The sequence below is a fragment of the Segatella cerevisiae genome (genome assembly GCF_024054555.1).
Taxonomy (GTDB): Bacteria; Bacteroidota; Bacteroidia; order Bacteroidales; family Bacteroidaceae; genus Prevotella; species Prevotella cerevisiae.
On record NZ_JAMXLY010000050.1, the window covers coordinates 1 to 17,753 of the forward strand.

Consider the following 17,753-nt stretch of genomic DNA (forward strand, 5'->3'; position numbering starts at 1 on the left):
AACTTTGCCATAGTTATAAAGTATATGTCTAAAGGTACAAAAATTTTTGGACATGGCAAAGCCCTGGCTTGAGAAAGTCGGGGCTTTGTGATAAAAAAAGAGGATATGTCTATTTTGACACACCCTCATTAAAAACACCTCAAACTTAACCGAATATCAGAGCGTCATTGCTGACGATGCTGCATTGATCCAATCAAAGATGAAACTGCATACACCAAATGCCAACACACCGACTGTACAGAGAGCCAATGCAAGTTTGGTACTCGGAGCAGACTTGAAGTAAGGCAACGGTTTGTCATTATGCTTGATGAACATCGCTTTTACGACCAGCAAATAGTAGTACAATGAAATGACCGTATTCACCAAAGCGATGAAGACAACGGCATAAGTAATTGCACCGGATGGTGTATCAATACTCATTCCCTTCACAGCAGCCATGAATACAAAGAATTTGCTGAACATTCCTGCAAATGGTGGGATTCCACCAAGTGAGAATAAAGCGAAAGTCATCAGGACACACAACTTCGGATTGGTTTTATAAAGACCATTATAATCTTCACGGTTGACTTTTCCACCATTATGCTCCTCAATACTGCTGATAACTGCGAATACACCCAAATTGGCTACCACATATACCAATACATAGAAACTCAAGGATGTAAAACTCATCGCATTGTCACCAATAATAGCCAGGACAATATAACCTGCCTGGGAGATGGAACTGAAAGCCATGAATCGTTTCATATCTTTCTGGCGGATAGCAAAAAGATTGGCTATCGTAATAGAAAGAACTACGATAATATCCAGGAGATACTGCCAATAAGTTGTCAACGGTGCAAAGACTTTGATCAGGATTGCACACAGAGCGAAAGCAGCTGCGCCTTTAGAGCAAACACTCAGATAACCTGTAACGGTAGTCGGAGCACCCTGATAGGTATCTGCTGTCCAGAAATGAAAAGGAACAAGTGAGATCTTGAATGCAAGACCGCTGAAGAAGAAGACCATACCCATAATTGTCAATGGAGAAAGAGTAATCTTAGCAGCGACATCATCAAAATACAGTGTTCCCACTGCACCGTAGAGGAAGGAAATACCATAGAGCATCACTCCACTTGAGAAAGTGGCGGTAAGAATAAACTTGGCACCTGCCTCTGCAGAATCGTGGCGGTATTTATCCAAAGCTACAAGACAGGCCATCGGGACACTTGCCATTTCCAAACCCAGGAAGAACAAGAGGAAGTGATTGGCACTCACCATCACATTCATACCCAGTAAAGTGGAGACAATCAACATATAGAACTCGCCCTCCTTGAAGGTCGTATCCGGGCGTTGCATCCATTCCCTACTCTGAATAAGTACGATAAGTGCTCCAAAACCTATGACCGTCTTGATGATTCCGACCGAGGCATTCGTGTAATACATCCCGCCAAAGGCCGTACCGGCAGCTGTAGGACTCATATTGAGCAACAGATAGACTGTCATCAATAGAACGACCAAAGTATTGAACCACGGCCGAGGAGTAACAAGACCGCCTGCAGTCACATTTTCAGCCCCCTCAGATACTGCCGGGACCATAATCGGTTTCCGTGCTGAAACGAAGTCCGCAATGAAGACAATGACCAGAACAGCTATTAAACAAATTTCCGGACCTAAACTCAGAAATTGACTATAATCGATATCCATTTCTATTATATTTCAAATTAAAACGTTCATTATCCTTCATCTTACAAAACCGCAGTCATAGCGGCAGACTGTATATGTTGCAGGATCGGAGCGACAGCACCGACAATCAGATTTTGTACCCACAGAGGAGCAAGACCTAAACCGGCTACGCAGAAGATCAAACCACCTACTGCAATACGCTCGTCCCAAGTGGCATCATGCAACTTGTAGAATTTCTTGTCCGGCACTTTCTGGAAAAGGATCTTACCCACAGCACGCAGGATGTACACTGCAGTAATCACGATAGAAACTGTCGCAATGATCGTGCATATACGATGGAAAGGATCAGGATTCTCGAAAGAACCGATGAAGATCGTCATCTCAGCCACAAAACCAGAAAAACCTGGAAGTCCGAGGTTAGCCAGACCTGCGATCACATAAGCTACAGCCAAGAATGGTATAATCTTCATCAAGCCCCCAAGTTTGCGAACATCACGCGTTCCGCAACGGTGATAGATCATACCGATGACAGCGAAGAACAGGGCCGTTGTCAAACCGTGTGACAACATCTGAAGGACAGAACCGGTAATGGCTGTCTGAGTCATCATCAGCAATGCGAACAGTACCATACCGCAATGCGAAACAGATGAATAAGCGTTGATATACTTCAAGTCAGTCTGAACACAAGCAGAAAGAGCTCCGTAAACCACTGAACAAGTTGTCAGAATCAAGAATATCCATGCGAGTTGATGTGCAGCTGCAGGCAGCAAGTACATTGCGATGCGGAAGCATCCGTAACCGCCTAATTTCATCAGCACACCTGCATGCAGCATAGATACGGCCGTAGGGGCTGAAGCATGACCGTCAGGGCTCCAAGTATGGAATGGGAATAAAGCTCCCAAAACACCGAATCCGATAAATATGAACGGGAAAAAGACTTTCTGGATATGTACCGGGATATTGTTCATGGCAGCGATTGCTGCGATATTCATCGTCTTGGCACCACTAAAATAATAGATGCCCAGAATACCAAGGATCAGCAGAGCAGAGCCACCCATCAACATCAAAGTCAACTTCATGGCCGAATATTCTTTCGGGCCTGTTCCCCACACTCCAATCAGAAGATACATCGGGATCAAGGCAACCTCATAGAACATGAACATGGTGAACATGTCAGTCGTGATGAAGAAGCCGAATACACCAATACTCAACAGTACGAACCACAGGAAATACTCCTTCTTCAAAGGTTCCAAGCGCCAGGAAGCAAATGTACCCGTGAAGACGATGACAGCAGAAAGCAAAAGCATGACCACTGAAATACCGTCTACGCCGACACTATAGTCAATATGTAAAGGTGCAAACCAAGACACGCTGTAGGTAAAGAGCATTGCATCAGTATTGCCCGCATTACGCATCTGGATAAATGAAACCGTCAAATAGATGGCCAGCAACAGTAAGCAACTCGCGCCTACAGCCATCACACCGTGTACTTGTTTATCGTTCTTAGCCAACCAAAGGCCAAGCAGCATCAATATCGGAATGACAACGAATAAAGTTAGTATACTCATTTTTATTTAATTTCTTAATAGAAAATGCAAAGCAATATAATTGTTAATGCTACTGTACCTGTCAGGAACCAGCTTGCGTAAGAGCGGACATCGCCGCTTTGCCATGGGCGGATAGTCTCTCCAGCAGCCTGTGTACTCCAACCTGCAAAGTTGAACGTCCCGTCTATGATATGACGGTCAAACCACGCAATAGGAATACTGAAAAGTCCAAATACGATCTTGTGGCAGAAGAATTGCCAGGCATTGTCAATATAGAAGCGGTTGAGCGCAGCCTTGTGGAAACGCGGGAACTTCTTCTCCAACAAGGCAGGTATCGGGTTTTTCTTCGGTGCATACATGATGGATGCTATTGCAATACCTATCAGTCCGGCACACAAACTCGGCAGAGCAGGAAGGAATTCTCCATGTTGCAATGGAATGTCAAAACTCAACCCGTTGGCAGAGATAAAGTGTCCGAAAGGTATGAAACCTACCACAATAGAAACGAGAGAAAGGAAGATCAGAGGGATCTCCATGACCATAGGTGCCTCACCCGGTTTCTTGCGGTGCTCAGGATCGAGTTCGTAATAGGACTGTCCCCAGAAAATGACGTAATAGAGACGGAACATATAGAATGCGGTCAAACCGGCAACCATGATCATCCACCATTTGAAGAATATTCCTTCCCAACCCGGTAACTGACCACAGGCATCGATGATCTCATCCTTAGAGAAGAAACCTGCAAAAGGAGGTATACCACTGATGGCGAGACAACCGATAAGAAAACAGATATTCGTGATCGGCATATATTTATGCAAGCCACCCATGTAATCCTTGAAATTGGATCCGATAATGACGATGATTGAACCGGAGCAAAGGAACAAGAGGGCTTTGAACATTGCGTGCGTAAACAAATGGAACATACTGGCCATATAGCCAAGTCCACCCGTGCCGTTGTCCAAAGAATAGCAGACACCCAGAGCGACCAACATATAGGCGATCTGAGAAATTGTGGAGAAAGCCAGACCTCTCTTGATGTCTCTTTGACAACAAGCGACTACAGCAGCATAAAAAGCTGTAAATGCTGCAATCCACGCAATCCAATGGAGTTGATTGATTGCACCGAACTTGATATATATCGGGAAAAGTGAGGCCACCTGATAGACACCAGCAACGACCATCGTCGCAGCGTGAATCAATGCACTGACAGGCGTAGGACCTTCCATAGCATCAGGAAGCCAGATATGCAACGGGAACATGGCACTCTTACCGGCACCACCGATGAACATCAGGAACAAAGCTGCCGGAATGATCCATGAAGCTCCTGCAAGCCGTCGGGACAAGTCAGGCATGATTCCCATATCGTAATTGAACGTTCCTACATAAAAACTATAGAACAGGATACCGATCAGGAAGAACAAGTCGGCAAAACGAGTGACGATGAAAGCCTTCTTTGAGGCGTGTACGGCAGCGTGCTTCGGATAATAGAAACCGATGAGCAGGTATGAACAGATACCCACCAATTCCCAGAACAAGTACATCTGGAAAATATTCGTCGCTACGACCAGTCCGAGCATGGACATCGTAAACAGGGAAAGGAAAGCATAAAAACGCTGGAAACCCTTTTCCAAACCTACCATGTGATAGTTGTCATCCAGTTTCGCCATATATCCGAAGGAATAGATATGGACCATAAAACTGACAGTGGTAATGACGATCAACATCATCACACTGATCGGCGTCAACCTGAATCCGATTTTGAACAGCAGTTGTGTACCAAAGAGCGGAGCCTTGCCGAAATCCAACCATGTGAAATTGAAAGGCGTCACAGTAGGATATAAACCTGTAGCAGCATTTCTTCCGATAACGAAGAAATATTCGTATGCCGTATAGAGGGACATCACGAAAAGCGTACCAATGACGAGCGTACCGATCAAACCGGCAACAGGTTTCTTCATCTTCATGCCAAAGAGCCCCAAGATCAGGAAACTCAAGAATGGCAGAAGGAGTATCAAATATGCGTAACTGTATTCCATTGTCTTTTAGAATTTCATATTTTCAATGCTGTTCACCTGATCACTATGGTAAACACGGTAAACATTAATGATAATAGCCAAAGCCACGGCAGTCTCAGCGGCACTTATACCGATGGAAAACAGAGAGAAGAAGAAACCTTCCATCTGCCCCGGATAAAGAATACGGTTGAAAACAGCGAAATTAATATCTACAGAGTTCAATACAAGCTCGATAGAGATCAGCATGGCAACAAGATTGCGACGAGTCACGAACCCGAAAACGCCAATAAAAAACAAGAGTGCGCTAAGCACAAAGAAACATTGTACTGGTATCATTTTTTATCCTCCTTCCTTGCAATCATAATGGCGCCGACTATACAAGCCAGCAAAAAGACTGAGATCAACTCAAACGGCAGGACGTATTGATACTTGCCTGAACCGACAAGTGCGGTGCCGACCTTTCTGACCGGAACCTCAACATCAGCCATACTGGCTGCCTGATCGATGAAATGATTCTTCAAGAAAACAACTGCGACTGTTGCCACGCCTATGAGACAAAGAACGAACGCAGAGACTACACGACTGCCCTTGAAACGCTCGACCATACCCTGAAGCGTGTTCTTACTTACCAACTGGATGGCAAAGATATACATCATTGTTATACCACCTGCGTAAATGGAAATTTGGGCAACACCCAGAAAAGTATAATCCAGCAGGAAATAAATGCCTGCAACGCCAAACAAGACGAATAGCAGGAAAGTGGCAGCGCGCATGATCCGTTTAGTCATGACGCACATAACTGCTGAGCCCAGAATGACTACAGCCAAAATGCAAAATAAAACGATATTAGCCATTTCTTTTACTACTATTTAGTCTTTGTATTAAACTTGCCGATTTCATAAGGAGCACCTCCGTCAAGGATATTGGGCAGACTGCCTCCCTTATAAACTTCCTTGTCCAAATGCAAGATGAGTTTGTTGCGGTCGAATACACTGTTCTCGAAGTCATTGACAAACTTGATTGCTCCGAAATTGCAGGCATTGACACAGAGTTCACAGAACATGCAGTCGCCCAAGTCATATTGGTAATCGATGAGATGACGCTTTTTCCTTCCAGTCTCCGGATCTGCGACCATCTCATGAGTAATTTTTATTGTACCGTTTGGGCAAGCCTTCTCACACATTGTACAAGCCACGCATTTATAGCTTTCATCCTCGTTGCGTATAAAGATCAAACGGCCTCTAAAACGCGGCGCTACATGGAGGGTAGTCTTCCGATTCTCAGGATATTGTTCCGTACTCTTGGGAGTGAAGTATTCCTTCATGGTCGTCTTCATTCCTATGAGCAACGTCTTTACAGCGTTTCCTATGCCACTGAAATATGAATGATTATCCATTGATTTATTATCTATTATTGATTAAATATGCCAACCGAGTTTGAATACCACGCAGACAGTCATGACTACGAGGTTAAGCAAAGACAAAGGCATCAAATATTTCCACTCCAACTTCAGGATATTGTCTATTCTCAGACGTGGAAAAGTCCATCTGATCCACATCAGGAAAAAGACCAGAACGAAAGTCTTACCCAGCATCCAAACAAATCCGGGGATATAGTCCATCACTTGATCGAAACCTGCTACGCCTATATGAAGGGGCATCCAGCCACCCAAGAATACGGTAGCTGCAATTCCTGAAATCACGAACAAGTTCAGATATTCTGACAAATAATAAAAGCCGAATCCCATACCTGAATATTCAGTATGGTAACCTGCGGTCAACTCACTCTCAGCCTCAACCAAGTCAAACGGGCCACGGTTGGCTTCTGCATTTCCTGCAACCAGGAAGATGAGCAATGCGACAATAGCCGGCAAAGGTGCTCTGAATATGAGCCATCCATGAGCCTGATAGTCAATGATACCTGAAACCTGCATTGTCCCTGTCAGTACGACAACGGCAACCAGACAAAGTCCTAAAGACATTTCATAAGAGATCATCTGGACAGCACCACGAAGCGCAGAAAGGACAGAATACTTGTTATTGCTACCCCAGCCAGCCATGAAGACACCGATAATGCCTATGCTGCTCAGAGCGGTAATCATGAAGACACCGACATTGAAATCGAGTACTTCAGCGCCCTTGTTCCAAGGCAGGAATGAGAAAGTGCCTATGGATGCTACGATCACCAAGAAAGGAGCCAAATAAAAGAGCAGTTTATCACTCTTATCCATCGGGAAGATTTCCTTGATCAGCATCTTGATTACATCGGCAAAGACCTGGAAAACACCCCAGGGACCTACACGCATAGGGCCCAGACGGCACTGGAAATAAGCACAAACCTTACGTTCCATAAAAATCAACACAATAGCCAATAAGGCATAAAGTGTGATGATCAGTAAAAGAACGATTACACATTCGATGAAAATTGACCAGAAATTCCCCAACCCGCAAGTCTGTCGGAGCAATTGATCAAACCACCTTGTTACTATACCAAAATCAAACATAATTATCTATCAATATCAGGAATTACGAAATCTAAAGCAGCACCGGTAGCAATCAGGTCTGCGAACTTCTGTCCACGGAGCATTTCGTCCATGGCTCCAACAAGAGACAATCCCATAGGACGGATCTTCAAGCGATAAGGACTCTTGTCTCCCTTACTGTCAAGGTAGACGCCGAATTCCCCGCTGGCACCCTCCACAGCGTAATACCACTGTCCTTCAGGTACTCTGATGACAGGTTTCTGCTTGATATAGAAATCGCCTTCAGGGATATTGTCAATGAGTTGCTCGATGATATCAAGACTCTGATACATTTCATCAATATGGACGTAATAACGGTCCATGGAATCACCATGCGTACGTATGCACTCTTTCCAGTCCACTTTGTCATACATATCATAAGGATGGTATTTGCGGACATCGTTTTTCCATCCGGCAGCTCTTCCTGCAGGACCTGTGACACCATAATTGATACAGTCCTTAAGTCCCATGGGGCCGACACCTTCAAAGCGCTGATGTGTGATGACATTGTCACCGAAGACATCAAGGTACTCTTGGATCATCGGACGCAGGTATTTGCAAAGCGTTTTGACGTTACTTACGAAATGAGAATCGATATCAGCCTGACAACCGCCAATACGGTAATAGTTCTGTATCAGTCGACCACCGGTAGTCTCCTCCATCACATTGAGCACGTGTTCACGATCACGCATACCGTAAAGGAATGCGGTCAAGGCACTCAAGTCCTGTGCACAGCAAGCGGTGAACAGCAAGTGATTGTCGAGACGCTGCAGTTCATCCATGATCGTGCGGATGTAACGGATGCGGTCACTGAGTTCGATTCCCATGGCTTCCTCGATGACACCTACGAGAGCGTGACGGTTCATCATAGCTGAAAGATAGTTCAGACGATCAGTCAACGCCAGTGTTTGAGGATAGGTAAAACCTTCACAGATCTTCTCGATACCACGATGGATATACCCCAGATGAGGGTAAATATGTACGACCTTTTCTCCGTCCAAAATGGCTTGCAAACGCAGGACACCGTGGGTAGAAGGGTGAGTAGGACCAATATTCATGGTGAAGTCATCAGGTTGAATCAACCGGTGAGGAGTTTTGACCAAATCACCGTATTTATCCAGATTATACTCCACTGTCCAGTCGGACTCAGGTTCATCTGTTTCCGGGAAACGATTATGATCGGGGTTCATATCATAATTCTTGCGAAGCGGATAGCCTTTGAAATCATTTCTCAGATACAAGCGGCGCATATCCGGATGTCCCAGGAATATGATCCCGAAGAAATCGTACACTTCACGTTCCAGGAGTTCAGCATCACGCCAAATATGATAGATTGTCGGGAGCACATAGTCTTCACCGACGGTTTTGGCAATCTGCTTCACGGACATCCGGTCATGAGTCTGCGTATTTTCAAGAATGTAAATACAGCCGAGACCTTCTTCTCCGAAATCCTCCCCTACGATAGTGACCAGATAGTCAAAATGTTTTTCGTCCCTCAACTTTGTCATCTCATTGACAAAGTCATCAAAAGGGAATGTTATATTATTCAATTTCATAACGCGCGTACCTTAGTTTTAAGCAGTAGGAGTATTTTCCTGATTTTTATTTGTTTCAGTCGATGCCGGAGCAGCTGCGGATGCAGGTTGAGCCGAAGTCTGGGCTTTCACCTCTTGGGCTTCTTTCTGTTTTCCTTCCTGAGCAGAGAGGATATCCAGTTCTTCTCCTAAACGTTCAACTTGTTCATTAGTCACTCCGTCTTTTACAATAATCGGTTCATCTTTATGAAGCTCCCTTGCAAAAGTAAGGTTCTCGTTGCTCAAGCCATGAAGGCCACCCAGTTTCATGGATTCCTCACGCTCTTCCGGCGTCATCTTATGATTGGCACCGCCGAAGAACCGTTCGATTTTCACCTTCCGTTGCAACTGCATCATACCGTAGATAATGGCTTCAGGACGAGGAGGGCAACCGGGAACATAGACATCCACAGGTACCAGTTCATCAATGCCACGGACGATATGATAACTGCTCTTGAACGGACCGCCACTGATCGTACAGCCTCCCACAGCTACCACATATTTAGGTTCTGCCATCTCGTCATACAGACGTTTCAAGACCGGAGCCATCTTATTGGTAATTGTCCCCGCACACATAATGATGTCTGCCTGACGAGGAGAGTTACGAGTGACCTCAAAACCGAAACGGGAGAAGTCATACCGTGCACAACCTATAGCCATAAATTCAATACCGCAACAAGAAGTAGCGAAAGTCAAAGACCAGAGCGAATTGGAACGTCCCCAGTTCACGACCCAATCCAGATTGCCCAAGACGACATTCGTCCCGCCCTGATTGAGTTCATCCGTTAATTTCTGCAGCGTGTCGTTATCCTTAAACTCGTTGTAAGGAAGAGACTTGATTTTAGGTTTTCTTATTTCCATTCGAGAACTCCTTTCCGCCAAGCATAAGCCAGGCCAAACACTAATACCAACAAGAAGAAACCGATACTGCAAAGCGCCTGAGTCCCAAAGTCCTTGACAACCAAGGCCCACGGATACAGGAAAACCGTCTCTACATCAAACAACAAGAAAAGGAGGGCAAAAAGGTAATAGCCGACATGCATAGGTAACCATGATGTACCACGTGTAGGAATACCACACTCAAACTGTTCTCCTTTTACCGGATTGTATGAACGCGGCCCAATCAGTTTGGCGATCACATAAGCGCCAACCACCAAGGTCACCGCCGTCAGCAAAACGGTAATAAACAAGATAAAGTTCATAAAATTATAACGTTATTATTATTGCAAATAGATGGACAGAGGCCTTCTGCCCCAAACGTCTGCAAAGATACTAATTTTTATGCAATATCGGTGCTTTATCTTTAAAAAAATCTAAATATAGACTGATTTTTATAAAAACTATTTTCAGCTTTCTCCCATGCAAGAATCATCATGAGAAGGTCTCTTCCATTCCTCAGAGTCAAATATGATGGAGCACCTATATAATAAGGTGAACAAGAATAGCCTGTCTATATCTTTCCCATCCCCCAACTCATGTGCTCCACCCTGACTGAAAGAGCATCATCTGCCCTGATGAGAGGCCATAAGGTTAAAAGAAAAGGTTATCGGGCAAACGTATCATTAATGCCAACCAAGCCCTCTCTAGATCCGCTCTATCAGTTCCAGGCACATTCTGCTGTTATGATACGGGCATTTCCAAAATCCCGCTTTATCATTTCCCCGGTCTACAGTCCCGTCTTCACGCACGGCCCAATACCACTCACCGTGTTCATGGTCGATCAGATGAGTCTTGATGTATCGGAAACCGTTTTCCGCGACATCCAGTGCCTTCCGGTCACCGAAATGCTGATACAGATTAATGTGCCCGATCACATTCTCACATTCCACCCACCATTGCCGCTGTCTGTCCCAATGACCGTTATCCAGCCAATGCTCATAAACCATCGAGCCATCCTTGTCAAGTCCTTTTTCACTTGACTTTGCCATTTGCCGGACTACCGGTTCTACTTCCCGCAGCAATTCCGGATCATTCAAGACCAAGGCAGCTTCATGGATCAACCAACTCGCCTCTATCTCATGCCCAAAACTTTGAATATTCCGCTTCCCATGCCAATGATCATCAAAGAACAAATCGACACGACCTTCCTGATCCATGAAGACCTGCAGGAAGAGACGGATCAGATTGCGGATGCTGACCTTCCAAAGCAGGATCTTTCCAAATCCGATAAAGATTCGTATAGGGCTCCAGTATATGCAAATGAGAATTCATGGTCCGGGAACCGTTCTCATCCTTATCAGATAGTCTCATGTCTTCAATCGGTCCCCAATTACGGGACAGTGCCTCTACATAACCCTTACTTACCGGATCATAAGCGTGTTGCTCTATCGTATGATAGAGGGAGACCGCAGCAGTTTGAGCAGATTCATCCCCTGTTGCCCGGGCATATTCAGAGAGACCATAGATGGCAAAACCGATAGCGTACGTCTGCTTCTTCGTGTCTTTAGGTTGTCCTTTGTAATCCAAGCTCCAATAGACACCGCCATACCGTTCATCCATGAAATGCGCCATGATATAATCTTTCGCCCTTGTCGCCGCCTTCAGGTATTCCGGTCGATGCATGATCCGATAAGCAGCCGAAAAAGCCCAAAGAATACGAGCATTGAGTACAGCCCCTTTATCTGCCTCCGGGTGGACCTGATCATGTCCGTCGATTCTGCCATAATACCCGCCATTCTCTTTATCTGTCACTTTCGTGAGCCAATAAGGCAGGATATTAGTTTCCAAAATTTCCTGCGCTTGGGCTTTCAAACTATTCAATTCCAAATCATTTCCCATATCATTCATTTTTCTCCAATCCCTCAATCCTGACAACTGTTGTTTTTAGCTCTGCGCTCTTTGAGTTCTGCGCTGATGACTTCCATTTTCTTATTGGTAAGCGGATAGAAAGCGACTGCCACGACGGCAATCAGACAAGCGATGGCCGGAAACCAACTCATCATCAGGTTCAAGCCGTGTAAAGCTCCGGAAGTTTGTGCTACACCCTGAACTGCCTGATAACCGAACGCGCTCAACAGCCATAATACCAAGGCGCTCCCTATAGCTCCACCGATTTTCTGAGCCATAGAAGACGACGAGAAGATCAGACCTGTAGAAGAATTGCCATGCTTCCATTCTGACCAGTCGCCGATATCTGCAAACATACTCCACAATAAAGGATAGGTGATGCCACAACAGGCATTGATCAGCACTTGCAGGATCAGCATTCCCCATACACCGGAAACGGTAACGGGCAGGAAATAGAAGACAACGCTGAGTATGCCGGCTATCAACATGGCCAAAAGATAAGTATGGCTTTTACCCAACTTATTGGAAACAGGTACGGCGAATATGACACCGAACATATTGGCAACTTCCCCGACGGCCAGGAATACACCACAGGACAAGACGACGCCACCGCCTAAGGATGCATGATTACCCAGGCAATCCTGAAAGAAATAAGCAGCCGTTCCACCCCTGATACTGCTGAAAAATACTGCAGCTATGGACGCTACAAGAAGTATCCACCAAGGTAAATTAAAAATCAGAGACTTGATGTCATGGCCTATCGAAGCCTTTTTCATCCCGACTTCATGCTGTCCATCTGTAACCTCATCCGTCTTGACCGTATCCAAGGTGACCACATGTTCCCTTGTCATGGAGAAACAGCAGAAGAAGAGAATGGCACAGATCATCCCGATAACCAGCATCGAAAGTGTCCACGCTGTCTGAGAGTTGACACCTCCGAAAAGGTCACGAATCGGCTCAAAAATAGCCAAAGCCAAGAAACTCCCGCCGAAGGCAAAGAACATTCTGAAACTTGAGAAGACAGTCCGTTCGCGTGGGTCGTCTGATACAACGCCCAGCATAGCGGCATAAGGCACATTGATACCACTGTATACCGTCATCATCAGGATGTAAGTTGCATAGGCATAAAAGAGTTGCCACCCATGAGTAAAATGGGGAACTGTAAATGTCAGGACACCCATAACAGCAAAAGGAATGGCCATCCACAATAAATAAGGGCGGTATTTTCCCCATCTCGTTCTTGTACGGTCGGCGATGATTCCCATACAAGGATCAAAGACAGCGTCCCAAAGTTTGGTGACAAGAAGAAGCATGGCCCCTTCGGAAAGGGTCAATCCGAAAATATTGGAATAGAAGAAAGGCAGGTAGTAAGTGAATATCTTCCAGAACATACTGGAAGACATATCCCCGAATCCATATCCGATTTTCTCGGATAACTTTGTATTTGGCATAGAATAGGTTTTAGTTTTAGGAAAGCGGGCAAAAGACCGGCGTTAAGACTCGAGTCCTCTGCCCCGCTTCTTATCGGTTAAGACAATCGTTTACTTTCTCATGGTTCTTGGCAATAAGTTTCATTATGGACTTCACACTCTGGGCGGAAGAGAATCTGTCTTGTGGCGTGTTCAGGCAATAATCTACCAGTTTGTCAATAGTCGAAGTAGCCACATGCAAACGGGTATCGCACGAAGCATAATAGATGAACACTTTCCCGTCTTCATCTGCGATCCAGCCGTTTGAGAAGACCACATTCATCACGTCACCGACATATTCCTCCCCATGAGGTGCCAAAAAATATCCCCCGGGCTGGGCAATGACCTTCGTCGGATCTTCCAAAGAAGTCATATACATATAGAGCACATATCTCAGACCAGAGGCCGTTCCCCGGACGCCATGAGCAAGATGCAGCCATCCCCTCGAAGTTTTGATCGGAGCAGGCCCTTCGCCGTTTTTCACCTCCATGATGGTATGATAATGCCTGGAATTGATGATCTTTTCATCTTTCAGTTCAGCGTGCTCGATATCATCTACCAAAGCCCAACCGATGCCCCCTCCTGAACCGGCATCAATAAACCCATCCTGAGGGCGGGTGTAAAAGGCATATTTCCCGTCTACAAATTCAGGGTGGAGGACGACATTGCGCTGTTGGTCCTTGGATTTCAAGTCCGGCAGACGCTCCCAATGGATCAAATCATGTGTACGAGCAATGGCAGCTGTAGCTGTAGCAGCAGAAAGGTCTTCGGGGTGATCCACGTCATGGCGTTCCGCACAGAATACGCCGTAGATCCAACCGTCTTCATGCTGCGTGAGACGCATGTCATAGACATTAGTAGCCGGAACAGTATCCTCAGGCATCACTATAGGCTCTGCCCAAAACTTGAAATGGTCGATTCCGTTGGGACTTTCCGCTACGGCAAAAAAACTCTTACGGTCTGCGCCTTCTACCCGGACGACAACGATATATTTGCCATTCCACTTTATCGCCCCTGCATTGAAGGCAGCGTTGAGCATGATCCGCTGTTCGAGGTAAGGATTGTCCTTTCGGTCAAAGTCATACCGCCATTCCAAAGGTGTATGCTCTGCCGTCAAGACCGGATATTTGTATTTGTCATAGATTCCATTCCCTCCCTCCAAAGGTTCGTTTTTACGACTCAGGAGTTGCTCATGCTGAATTTTCAGGGCTTTTAACCTTTCCTCAAATTTACAAGTCATATCTTAAAATTTATATTGCTTTTCGGAAATAGTAGTGTCAAGATTATACCTATCTGATCGTTTCAATATCTTTCAAGAACAAGGATGCCGGATAACTGTAGAGCAATCGGAAATCCTCTGCGCAGGTTTTATCCGGTGCCGGCCCGAAGTTTTCTTCTGCCTGATCCCATGCATTCCGCCAAAGGAGGATATAGGAGAGCCGATAGCCTTCAACAGCCTTCCATAGTCCGGTAGTGAACCAAGTGGGATCAGGGGTATTACGCGATCCGGTTTCAGCAAAGCACATCAACTTATGATGAGTTTCTGCCAATTGTGAGATCACATCAAAAGTTTCATGTACCTGACGGATATAGGTTTCTTTGGAATCGTTGCCATACAAGTCTATGCCCATCATATCCACATATTGGTCACCGGGATAGAACTGCATGAAATGTTCTGTAGTTTCATGATCTGTACCACCAGGCGAATAGCAAAACACGAGGTTGTCAAGTCCCATACCACGCAGCGTGCGGATAGTCAACCTGTAAAGTTGCTTGTATTCTTCAGGTGTACAGGAATCCTTGCCCCACCAGAACCAGCCGCCCGACATCTCGTGCCAAGGACGGAAAATAATCGGAACGAGTTTGCCGTCATCAGTTTTAAGGGAAAGGAGGAATATGCCTATTTTATTGAGCCAACTCATGAATTTCGCATTTTCCTTACCTCCGGGGAGGATTTCACGCACAGCATTTCCACTCGGGTCCCATGCGCTTTTGAGAGTCACCGGATTGGTTGGATGCCAACTGATTTCCACGACCCCTCCACGCTTGTACTGTGCCAACGTCTGTTCGCGGATGAGGGCAAAGGGTACACCGTCTAAGTTTCGAAGCGAATCCAACTCCAAATGTCCCAACTCAAATCCCATCAGTGCAGGATAATCGCCACAAGTTTCCTTGACATCACTTCGGCCCTTCTCCCACTTCCAAGTTGTACCATACATCGGATCATCCTGATGCCCGATCATGATTCCCCTCTTTTCTATTTTCTGAAGGCGCTTGATCAGTTTTTCTGCGGGCGTGGAAGCCGTCATCTGCGGTAGATAGACTCCGCAAAACGCAACCAGCAATATATATTTAAGCCTCATCATATATTTCAAATAAACTATTAATCTATTTAGTGATACTTTTATCATGCCTATCCGTTTAATCCTGTTAGAATGACATTATCTTGACCTCAAGAACAGACCGGATACTCGTGAACATTCTCAATTAAAAGCATTCATTTGACATGCAATTGAGTTCTGAGAAAATCCTGCCACTCATCCCATTGTTCCTGATACCAGTAATGACCGGTCATCTGATAGACGCTCAACTTCTTAGGAGCCTTCACAATGTTATAGGTGCCATAGGAAGATGTCGGTGGTACAGTCTCATCATTATAACCGAAAGAGAACCAGCAAGGCACCGTGACCCGACGGGCGAAATTCACGCCGTCATAATATCGGGCACCCTCGATTTTCTTTTGATCCACATTTCCTTGATGATAGAAGTAATGCGGCCACCCGCCGGCCACATCATGTAATTCTGCCTCATAATCGCACATTGCATCATGAACGGCAGCCAGAAAGGTAACTCTTTTATCCAACGCAGCCACGGCCAGTGAAAGAAATCCGCCCTGAGAAGCCCCTGTCACACCCAGTGTTTGCCCATCCCATTCAGAAAGGGATGCAATGTAATCCACTGCACGTACGGCCCCCGTAACTACACGGTGATAGTAATTCTTATCCGGATTGTCTATATTGACATCCCAATAGTTATTTAAGGCACCTCCGAGCAAACGGTCATACACCGTCTGAGGCATGGTAACAGGGATGCCATGGATTCCAATTTCCAGAACGATGCATTTTCCATCCGCCGTATAGGTATCGCCACCGTAGGGACGGCATCCTGCACCGGGAACTCTCAATAGTGCCGGATATTTTCCAGGGTTAACCGGGACTGACAGAATACCGTAAATGCGTGACCCGGGATTGTCATTTACAAAACTAACTTCATAGACATTGTCTTGCTCTGTACAGCGGTCTGGCAGTAATTTCTTCGTAGGGCTCAGGGCATTGCCGCGTGCCTTCTTCAATGCCTCTGCCCAATACCGGTCAAAATCTTTCGGGCATTGAGCAAAAGGAACTATTTTCTCAGGTGCATATCCGGCAGTACACAACCCTTCATAGTCTTTGCCGTTTACCGAAGCCGTTACTTTCAAGCGATAAAATCCCGGACGATCCATCTTTCCGGTCCATTTCATCTCGCCATTCTTCAGTACAGCAGTCTTTTTGATATCAGGATAAAAGACGGGTCCGGCTTCATAGGAGACACGCACCTGATCCAAGGGTGTTCCAGACTTCAAGACCCTAACAGTAAAAACAGATTTCTCACCTATCTTATAGTTCCAGTCCTGATGGTCCGGCGTTACCGTCACAACGATATTATTTCCACGGATCTGAGCCTTTAAGGACACAGAGATCAGTAAAAATATAACGACAGATAAAAGGTGAGTCATTTTTTCGGATAGTAGGTGCGTTCTCATTTATTTTGATTTTAGATAATGCAAAGATAAAGTAAAAGTTTGAAAGGATATGATACTTTTATATCCAATATTAACACTTTTCTTTTTCACAAAATATTTCTTGGAATCTTAATAGGTCTGATCGCTCGGTTATGTGAGACCAGACGAAAAAATGGGAATCTATATTTCGGAAAAAGACAAAGATAAAAGAGGACAGTGGTTATAAAGAGAACTCTTCATCCTGACAATATTGTAAAAGCAGATTAAAAGGAGGGTGTGTCAAAAGATACATCCTCTTTTTTGTTTCTCATTCTCAGTTATCTTTGCCATTTACTGTCAGGCTGCGATTTTTCCATCGCACATGATCAATTGCAGTGTATTCTGCCTCAGACAAGTC

General features: G+C 45.3%; 14 protein-coding genes and 1 pseudogene. All 15 read right to left on the reverse strand.

Annotated elements, in window-relative coordinates; genetic code table 11:
• Window positions 1-156: 156 nt before the first annotated feature.
• Window positions 157-1,683 (reverse strand): NADH-quinone oxidoreductase subunit N, encoded by a 1,527-nt coding sequence (locus tag NG821_RS10845; protein WP_252761684.1) that lies wholly within the window; start codon window positions 1,681-1,683, stop codon window positions 157-159.
• Between the two features lie 41 nt (window positions 1,684-1,724).
• Window positions 1,725-3,230 carry a complex I subunit 4 family protein gene (locus tag NG821_RS10850; protein ID WP_252761685.1) on the reverse strand — a complete coding sequence of 502 codons (1,506 nt, stop codon included), beginning with the start codon at window positions 3,228-3,230 and terminating at the stop codon, window positions 1,725-1,727.
• Window positions 3,231-3,244: 14 nt separating this feature from the next.
• Window positions 3,245-5,245: an NADH-quinone oxidoreductase subunit L gene (gene nuoL, locus NG821_RS10855; RefSeq protein ID WP_252761686.1), complete on the reverse strand. Its 2,001-nt coding sequence runs from the start codon at window positions 5,243-5,245 to the stop codon at window positions 3,245-3,247.
• A 6-nt stretch (window positions 5,246-5,251) separates the two neighbouring features.
• Complete coding sequence (gene nuoK, locus NG821_RS10860) at window positions 5,252-5,560, reverse strand: NADH-quinone oxidoreductase subunit NuoK (RefSeq protein WP_252761687.1); 309 nt, start codon at window positions 5,558-5,560, stop codon at window positions 5,252-5,254.
• Window positions 5,557-6,078 (reverse strand): NADH-quinone oxidoreductase subunit J family protein, encoded by a 522-nt coding sequence (locus NG821_RS10865; RefSeq protein WP_252761688.1) that lies wholly within the window; start codon window positions 6,076-6,078, stop codon window positions 5,557-5,559. The genes nuoK and NG821_RS10865 overlap by 4 nt, the downstream gene beginning before the upstream one ends.
• Before the next feature lie 11 nt (window positions 6,079-6,089).
• Window positions 6,090-6,620 (reverse strand): NuoI/complex I 23 kDa subunit family protein, encoded by a 531-nt coding sequence (locus tag NG821_RS10870; RefSeq protein WP_252761689.1) that lies wholly within the window; start codon window positions 6,618-6,620, stop codon window positions 6,090-6,092.
• A 21-nt stretch (window positions 6,621-6,641) separates the two neighbouring features.
• Entirely contained in the window at window positions 6,642-7,727 is a 1,086-nt protein-coding gene (gene nuoH / locus NG821_RS10875) for an NADH-quinone oxidoreductase subunit NuoH (RefSeq protein WP_252761690.1), read from the reverse strand.
• Between the two features lie 2 nt (window positions 7,728-7,729).
• Window positions 7,730-9,301, reverse strand: coding sequence for an NADH-quinone oxidoreductase subunit D-related protein (locus NG821_RS10880; protein ID WP_252761691.1), 1,572 nt, complete (start codon window positions 9,299-9,301; stop codon window positions 7,730-7,732).
• 18 nt (window positions 9,302-9,319) lie between these two features.
• Window positions 9,320-10,180, reverse strand: a complete 861-nt coding sequence (locus NG821_RS10885) for an NADH-quinone oxidoreductase subunit B (protein ID WP_252761692.1) — start codon at window positions 10,178-10,180, stop codon at window positions 9,320-9,322.
• Window positions 10,171-10,521, reverse strand: coding sequence for an NADH-quinone oxidoreductase subunit A (locus tag NG821_RS10890; RefSeq protein ID WP_252761693.1), 351 nt, complete (start codon window positions 10,519-10,521; stop codon window positions 10,171-10,173). The genes NG821_RS10885 and NG821_RS10890 overlap by 10 nt, the downstream gene beginning before the upstream one ends.
• Before the next feature lie 381 nt (window positions 10,522-10,902).
• Window positions 10,903-12,097: pseudogene (locus NG821_RS10895) on the reverse strand (AGE family epimerase/isomerase).
• 23 nt (window positions 12,098-12,120) lie between these two features.
• Complete coding sequence (locus NG821_RS10900) at window positions 12,121-13,557, reverse strand: MFS transporter (protein WP_252761694.1); 1,437 nt, start codon at window positions 13,555-13,557, stop codon at window positions 12,121-12,123.
• Window positions 13,558-13,627: 70 nt separating this feature from the next.
• Entirely contained in the window at window positions 13,628-14,815 is a 1,188-nt protein-coding gene (locus tag NG821_RS10905) for a glycoside hydrolase family 130 protein (RefSeq protein ID WP_252761695.1), read from the reverse strand.
• Between the two features lie 49 nt (window positions 14,816-14,864).
• On the reverse strand, window positions 14,865-15,941 hold the full coding sequence (locus NG821_RS10910; RefSeq protein WP_252761696.1) for a glycoside hydrolase family 26 protein: 1,077 nt from the start codon (window positions 15,939-15,941) through the stop codon (window positions 14,865-14,867).
• Window positions 15,942-16,072: 131 nt separating this feature from the next.
• Window positions 16,073-17,350 carry an acetylxylan esterase gene (locus NG821_RS10915; RefSeq protein ID WP_252761697.1) on the reverse strand — a complete coding sequence of 426 codons (1,278 nt, stop codon included), beginning with the start codon at window positions 17,348-17,350 and terminating at the stop codon, window positions 16,073-16,075.
• Window positions 17,351-17,753 lie beyond the last annotated feature (403 nt).

Excerpts from the sequence above, each read along its gene's own strand:
- NG821_RS10880 (WP_252761691.1), bottom strand. The coding sequence starts at position 9,301 with ATGAAATTGAATAATATAACATTCCCTTTTGATGACTTTGTCAATGAG.
- nuoL (WP_252761686.1), bottom strand. The coding sequence starts at position 5,245 with ATGGAATACAGTTACGCATATTTGATACTCCTTCTGCCATTCTTGAGT.
- NG821_RS10870 (WP_252761689.1), bottom strand. The coding sequence starts at position 6,620 with ATGGATAATCATTCATATTTCAGTGGCATAGGAAACGCTGTAAAGACG.
- NG821_RS10905 (WP_252761695.1), bottom strand. The coding sequence starts at position 14,815 with ATGACTTGTAAATTTGAGGAAAGGTTAAAAGCCCTGAAAATTCAGCAT.
- NG821_RS10915 (WP_252761697.1), bottom strand. The coding sequence starts at position 17,350 with ATGACTCACCTTTTATCTGTCGTTATATTTTTACTGATCTCTGTGTCC.
- NG821_RS10900 (WP_252761694.1), bottom strand. The coding sequence starts at position 13,557 with ATGCCAAATACAAAGTTATCCGAGAAAATCGGATATGGATTCGGGGAT.
- nuoK (WP_252761687.1), bottom strand. The coding sequence starts at position 5,560 with ATGATACCAGTACAATGTTTCTTTGTGCTTAGCGCACTCTTGTTTTTT.
- NG821_RS10845 (WP_252761684.1), bottom strand. The coding sequence starts at position 1,683 with ATGGATATCGATTATAGTCAATTTCTGAGTTTAGGTCCGGAAATTTGT.
- NG821_RS10890 (WP_252761693.1), bottom strand. The coding sequence starts at position 10,521 with ATGAACTTTATCTTGTTTATTACCGTTTTGCTGACGGCGGTGACCTTG.
- NG821_RS10910 (WP_252761696.1), bottom strand. The coding sequence starts at position 15,941 with ATGATGAGGCTTAAATATATATTGCTGGTTGCGTTTTGCGGAGTCTAT.
- NG821_RS10850 (WP_252761685.1), bottom strand. The coding sequence starts at position 3,230 with ATGAGTATACTAACTTTATTCGTTGTCATTCCGATATTGATGCTGCTT.
- NG821_RS10865 (WP_252761688.1), bottom strand. The coding sequence starts at position 6,078 with ATGGCTAATATCGTTTTATTTTGCATTTTGGCTGTAGTCATTCTGGGC.
- NG821_RS10885 (WP_252761692.1), bottom strand. The coding sequence starts at position 10,180 with ATGGAAATAAGAAAACCTAAAATCAAGTCTCTTCCTTACAACGAGTTT.
- nuoH (WP_252761690.1), bottom strand. The coding sequence starts at position 7,727 with ATGTTTGATTTTGGTATAGTAACAAGGTGGTTTGATCAATTGCTCCGA.